Source organism: Tunicatimonas sp. (genome assembly GCF_049647865.1).
Taxonomy (GTDB): Bacteria; Bacteroidota; Bacteroidia; order Cytophagales; family Cyclobacteriaceae; genus Tunicatimonas.
On record NZ_JBARYM010000730.1, the window covers coordinates 1 to 3953 of the forward strand.

Here is a 3953-nt window from a genome sequence, read left to right on the forward strand (position 1 = left end):
AACTGATATTATTCGGAGCGTATTGATTACCGCTATGATTAATGTCATACGCAAACCTAACTAACATCATCCTTCGTCTGAGTGAAGAAACTGACCTTTGGCGCAATAGCTAATGATTAAAGCAGTCGTCAGCCAACCGTAGGGTTGCTACTGAAGAATTCTTTATTAGTTAAATAAACCTACACTACAACAATACTAAACCTCTTACCCTCACCTCATGTACCAAGTAAATATAAAAGAAGGCGTACAGTTAGACGACTACCGTTCTTACGCTACTCTTGTGCCTGCTTTCAACGCCTTTTACAATGAAGCACTGCTTCTCAAGCGCTCATTGAAAGACCGTAAAATTTGGATGATCAACTCTACTGAACACGGGGGCGGAGTAGCCGAGATGTTACCCCGAATGATTAGTATGTTACGTCAGTTAGGTTTACAAGCTGATTGGCTGGTGATGGAAACTGATGAACAAGATTTCTTTACGCTAACCAAAAACGTTCACAACCTTATTCATGGTCAACCGGGTGCTGAGATCACAGCGAAAGATATAGCATTATACGAGCGGATAAATAAAGTGAACGCTCAACAACTGGCGAAGTATGTGCAGAAGAATGATATTGTAGTTTTTCACGATCCTCAACCAGCGGGAATGGTGCAGGAAGTAAAAAAACTCGTAGATATAACAGCTATATGGCGTTGCCACATTGGGCTTGATTTCTCTAATCCAAGTACTGATATGGTTTGGTCATTTTTGTCGCCCTATTTACAGCACTACGATCACTTTGTGTTCTCAAGTCCTGAGTACATTCCCGAAGGATTATCGGGTAATGTTACCATGATTCACCCGAGCCTTGACCCACTATCGCATAAGAACCGCCCGCTCTCACTGCACAAGCTGACCGGTATTTTGAATAATGCGGGCTTGCTCACATCCTCTAATCCCCACCTTTACCCTCACTATCAACACCAAGTTGAACGTATACAGCCCAACGGTACGTTTGGTCCCGTCCAAAACGGAACCGACATTGGCCTACTGTTTCGTCCCATTCTTACCCAAGTTTCTCGCTGGGATAAGCTTAAAGGATTTTTTAGCTTAATGGAAGGGTTTGTGGAGCTAAAACAGCGTACCCCCAAAGACTCGAAAGATCGGGCCCATGAACGCATCCGAAATGCTCGTCTCGTACTAGCTGGGCCTGATCCCGCTTCAGTGGCTGATGATCCCGAAGGGAAGCAGGTACTGCAAAAACTAATAGAGGCTTACGTTGAATTACCAAACGAACTAAAAGAAGATGTGGTAATACTTACCCTGCCGATGAATTCTCCCAAAGAGAACGCCTTGATTGTGAATGCTTTACAACGTAGTTCCTACGTAGTAATACAGAACTCATTACAAGAAGGGTTTGGACTAACGGCTACCGAGGCAATGGGCAAACGCATTGCCGTACTTACAAGTAGTGCTTGTGGTTTACGCAACCAAGTACGGAATCATATAGATGGACGTCTGCTTCATCATCCGGAAGATCCCAACGAAGTAGCTTACTACTTAGAAGAGTTGCTCAGTAATCCTAAATTAGTTGAAGAAATGAGCTTTAGTGCTGAGAAACGAGTACTCGATCACTTTTTGATCTTTCAGCAGCTCACCAGTTGGCTGAACGTTTTTCATAAGGTTTTACCGGCTGAAGTTCGGTCATAATCTGTACGATGATAGCATCATAGCTGAAAAACTGATGGATATGTTATCTTAGGCGTATGAATCAACCTGAGATACGAACGGTAGACGTAGCTCGATACGTGCAACCCTTACGTGAAGGCGGATCATTACCGGCAATCGTAGAGGCAGATGATGGTTTTTTGTACGTGCTGAAGTTTCGCGGCGCGGGGCAGGGAAAGAAGGCTCTACTGGCAGAACTGATTGGCGGAGAGCTAGCGCGCGCCATTGGACTAAAAGTGCCAGAGATAGTTTTCATGAACCTGGCTGATTCGTTCAGCAAGACTGAACCTGACGAAGAAATTCAAGATTTGCTAAAATTCAGTGTTGGACTGAATTTAGGGTTACACTACCTCTCAGGAGCGATCACTTACGATCCGCTAGTGTCGGTGGCTGACCCACTCACTGCTTCAAAAGTGGTACTGCTTGATAGCATTATCTCCAACGTAGACCGTACCTACAAAAACGCTAACTTACTAAACTGGCACCGGGAACTATGGTTAATCGATCACGGAGCCAGCCTGTACTTCCATCATTCGTGGGAAAACTGGAAAGACCACAGTCAGCGTACTTTTCCATTAGTAAAAGATCATGTTCTGCTTCACCGAGCGAATCAACTTGATCAAGCTATAATAGAGATAGAAAAGTCACTTTCACCTAAAGTTGTCCAAAGTATTCTCGCTGTAATTCCCGATGAATGGTTATTAGAAGAATCTGATCCAACTACTTCTCAGAAAAGACGAGAAATGTACTCTGAGGTTTTAATAGCTAGACTTGCTAATATTGACTTACTCGCTAAAGAAGCTACTGATGCCCGAAAAGCACATGTATGAGTATGCGTTTATCCGCTACGTGCCTAAGGTAGAGCGTGAGGAATTTTTAAATGTGGGCGTTATTGTCTTTAGTAAGAGCAAGCGATTTCTGCAGATGAAGTACCAGATTGATACCCGAAGACTACAAGCATTTTCATCAGAAGTAGACCTTGCGGAATTAAGACAGTATTTAGATGCCTGGGATGTTATATGTAGGGGAGAAGCACCCAATCAACCAATCGCTCAACTTGATCAAGCGAATAGATTCCGTTGGTTGACCGCTACTCGGAGTACTATTATACAAAGCTCTAAAGTACACCCCGGCCTTTGTTCAGACCCAACACAAGTAGTTACTAGTCTATTTAAGGGTTACGTGCTTTAGTTGCCCCTCGTTTCTTAGATTATAAAATGAATATCAAGAATAAAATTTAGTTACGGAACTTATGTTATGTTAAACATAACACTCTTCAAATGAATAATAAATAGAAAAGTGGTACCCAATTGATTAGATTTGCCGTAGGAGAAAGATGTTATGCTAGACTCAATACCCAGTGCTATAGATGCCATTAAACAAGGCGAAATAATTATTGTAGTCGACGATGAAAATCGTGAGAACGAAGGCGACTTTATATGCGCTGCTGAAAAAATTACCCCACAAATCGTGAATTTTATGACGATTCATGGTAGAGGGCTTATCTGTGTACCTCTGACTGAAAATCGGTGTGAGGAGCTTGAATTAGAGTTAATGGTGGGGCGGAACACCTCGCATTACGATACCCCTTTCACTATTTCAGTAGACCTCATTGGCCATGGTTGCACTACTGGAATTTCAGCATCCGATCGCTCCAAAACAATTCAGGCATTAGTAAATACTACCACCCACCCTGATGATTTGGCCCGTCCGGGACATATTTTCCCACTAAAAGCAAAAAATGGGGGAGTGCTGCGACGAGCGGGACATACTGAGGCTGCTATTGATCTACCTCGCTTAGCGGGGCTTTCACCGGCAGGAGTGTTAGTAGAAATAATGAATGAAGACGGAAGTATGGCTCGAGTGCCTGATCTTAGGAAAGTAGCGGATCGCTTCGGATTAAAGTTAGTTTCTATACAAGACCTAATTCAGTATCGCTTACAGCATGACAGCCTAATACGGCGGGAAGCCTCCGTACCGCTGGATTCTACGTTTGGTCACCTACAGTTATACGCTTACACCCAATTGTCTACCGATGAAGTACATCTAGCCTTCGTAAAAGGCCAGTGGCAGAACGATGAAGTAGTTACAGTACGAGTGCATTCTTCTAACCTGTTCGAAGATATATTTGGGACGTTAATGAGTAATCAGTTTAATGTACTGAAGCGTTCACTTGAAATTTTAGATCAACAGGAAAAGGGAGTTATACTTTACATGAACCAAGGAGGTATTGGCGGCAATATTC

The 3953-nt window shown here is 43.1% G+C and carries 4 protein-coding genes; all 4 read left to right on the plus strand.

The annotated features are described in order from the left end of the window. Positions 1–217: 217 nt before the first annotated feature. Positions 218–1690, plus strand: a complete 1473-nt coding sequence (locus WBA23_RS21340) for a glycosyltransferase (protein ID WP_424584308.1) — start codon at positions 218–220, stop codon at positions 1688–1690. A gap of 56 nt (positions 1691–1746) precedes the next feature. Continuing rightward, on the plus strand, positions 1747–2538 hold the full coding sequence (locus WBA23_RS21345; RefSeq protein WP_424584309.1) for a HipA family kinase: 792 nt from the start codon (positions 1747–1749) through the stop codon (positions 2536–2538). Then, positions 2516–2899: a DUF3037 domain-containing protein gene (locus tag WBA23_RS21350; protein WP_424584310.1), complete on the plus strand. Its 384-nt coding sequence runs from the start codon at positions 2516–2518 to the stop codon at positions 2897–2899. Before WBA23_RS21345 ends, WBA23_RS21350 begins: the two co-directional genes overlap by 23 nt. A gap of 150 nt (positions 2900–3049) precedes the next feature. Further along, positions 3050–3953 (plus strand): 3,4-dihydroxy-2-butanone-4-phosphate synthase (gene ribB, locus WBA23_RS21355; protein ID WP_424584311.1); only part of this gene is annotated, 904 nt, incomplete at its 3' end.